The 2,471-nt window shown below is 31.0% G+C and carries 3 protein-coding genes; 2 read left to right on the forward strand and 1 reads right to left on the reverse strand.

Annotated features, from left to right (window positions below; all coding sequences use genetic code 11):
• Nucleotides 1-93 precede the first annotated feature (93 nt).
• The gene (locus tag ES044_RS18075) at nt 94-408 is read right to left on the reverse strand and encodes a hypothetical protein (protein ID WP_147120747.1); all 315 of its coding nucleotides are present in this window, start codon (nt 406-408) and stop codon (nt 94-96) included.
• An 82-nt stretch (nt 409-490) separates the two neighbouring features.
• On the opposite strand from ES044_RS18075, the gene ES044_RS18080 reads away from it, so the two are divergent.
• A complete protein-coding gene (locus tag ES044_RS18080) occupies nt 491-1,117 on the forward strand; it encodes an NUDIX hydrolase (RefSeq protein WP_147120748.1) in 627 nt (208 codons plus the stop codon).
• Between the two features lie 54 nt (nt 1,118-1,171).
• On the forward strand, nt 1,172-1,990 hold the full coding sequence (locus tag ES044_RS18085) for a lysophospholipid acyltransferase family protein (RefSeq protein ID WP_147120749.1): 819 nt from the start codon (nt 1,172-1,174) through the stop codon (nt 1,988-1,990).
• Nucleotides 1,991-2,471 lie beyond the last annotated feature (481 nt).

A 2,471-nucleotide genomic window follows, 5' to 3' on the forward strand; every position in this document is an offset into this window, starting at 1 on the left:
TTAGAGAAAAGGTAATCGAATTCTTAGAAAGTCACTCTTGGAAAAATGAGGAATTCAAAAATATCCTAACAGATAATTTTCAAATTATTAAACCTAATTTTTCGGGATCCTATTTGTAATGAGTATATCAATATCGGTTATGGTTTTTTCTGGTCGCTCTTGTTGGTCTTCTTTCTGTATTAAATAAGTATAGATCCACATGATTGTAAAAGTCGGAATGATATCTAAAGGAAGAATTTCTTCAAGAAAACTTATTGTACCCGCAATTTTACCTGTTCTTCCTTTATACAATTTGGTCATAATATAACCAGATAAAGGCGCCCAAGCCAAATCTAAAAAAGGAATAGGAATAATACCAATAATGTCTAAAATGATACTTAATCCTAATTTTTTATATTTCTTATGCATACTATAATCAGTTCAAAATTCTTGCCAAAAAATAATTTTTGGTAACGGAAAATCATAAATTTGTTAAAAGTAGCTATTCAAAATGAATTTTAAAAACTTTAAGAATAAAATTGAAGATTTACAATTTACAGAATTAGGTGGTGTAGAGGCACAATTTAAAATGGCTCCTGAACTACGCTTACAGTATAATAAAGCTAAAATTATTGCTAACAAACCAAGAAAAGCAGCCGTTTTAGCCTTGTTTTACCCGAATAAAAATAATGAAACAGCATTGCTTTTAACACAAAGAGCAAGTTATAAAGGAGTGCATTCGGCGCAAATAAGTTTCCCTGGTGGTAAAACCGAAAAGGCGGATACTAATTTAAGAGAAACAGCTATTAGAGAGACTTTTGAGGAAGTTGGCGTGCACCCATCTTCTATAGAAATTATAAGAGAATTAACAGATGTGTACATTCCGCCAAGTAATTTTTTAGCAACACCTTTTTTAGGTTTTGTGGATGAAAAGCCCGAGTTTATTTTAAATCATGAAGTTGCAACAATTATTGAAATTTTAGTGAGTGATTTATTAAATGAGCGCAATAGTACGAAAGTGAATTTAAACACGTCTTATATGAAAAATACAGAGGTTCCTTGTTTTAAAATAGATGGTCATATAATTTGGGGGGCAACAGGTATGATGCTTTCAGAAATTAAAGAACTGTTAAAGTAGTATGTTCGTAAATTGTTTTGTAGTTTTGTTCGTTATCAACTAAAATTAGTAGAAATGCCTTTATTGAAGAGGAATCCTTTTGGACATTATTTATTTATAAAAAAGTGGATTATTCGCTTTTTTGGAGTTGTTTCTCACGGTAGATACCGCAATTTTAACAACCTTAATATTGAAGGTTCCCAAATATTAAGAGACTTGCCCGATAAAAGGGTGTTGTTTATCTCTAATCATCAAACTTATTTTGCAGATGTTGCTGCCATGTTTCATGTTTTTAATGCTGCTTTAAAAGGTAGAGATGATTCGATTAAGAATATTGGTTATATATGGCAACCAAAATTAAACTTTTACTTTGTTGCGGCGGGCGAAACAATGCGCTCTGGATTGTTACCAAAAATATTTGCGTATGCAGGCTCGGTCTCTATAGATAGAACCTGGAGAAGTGATGGTAAAGACGTAAAAAGACAGGTAAAAAACTCTGATATTTCTAATATCGGTAAAGCAGTAAATGATGGTTGGGTTATTACCTTTCCGCAAGGAACTACAACGCCTTTTAAACCTATTAGAAGAGGAACTGCACATATTATAAAAACGTATAAACCTATTGTAGTACCCATCGTTATAGATGGTTTTAGACGCTCTTTTGATAAAAAAGGCTTGACTATTAAACGCAAGAATGTTTTACAATCTATGGTGATAAAAGAACCTTTAGATATCGATTATGAAAACGAAAGTATTTCTGATATCGTTACAAAGATTGAATATGCTATTGAGCAACATCCTTCTTTCTTAAAAGTGTTATCTGTCGAGGAATTAGAGGACTTAAGAACAGAAGAAGAGGAGCTGAATAAGAAAAGAGAATTTTGGAGTTCTTAATTGCATCAAAACAATAAAATACAGTAAAAAAGCATCCAATTTTGGATGCTTTTTTTATTAGTGAAATTTAATTTTGAGAATTAGCGAAACTATACATGTAAAATTATAGGTTCAACTAATTTTGTAAAGGTGTTGATTCTGTTTTAGGATCAAGGCAAAATATTGAGCTAAATACTTTTCAGCACTTTGTGGAATCATGCAAAGGTTCTTTTTTAGTATTTCTATGCTAGTACTTTTAGAGTGTGCATTCGATAAATAGCTTACAGGAAAAATATCGAACTGTCAAATACTTTTTTCTTATAATTAGCTAATTCGCTTGTTTATTGTGTGTTATTCTCAATTTCTAAATGTATTGTAACTATTCAGCCATTTCCGGTAGGAACGGATTTTTGCTAAAAGCAAGCTGAATATTTTCTAGTACTTTTTGTTTATTTTTTTTGAGCGTTGTAATATATCCTCTAATTCTAGCAAAATATTGTGC

The organism is Polaribacter sp. IC066 (assembly GCF_007997085.1).
Classification (GTDB): domain Bacteria; phylum Bacteroidota; class Bacteroidia; order Flavobacteriales; family Flavobacteriaceae; genus Polaribacter.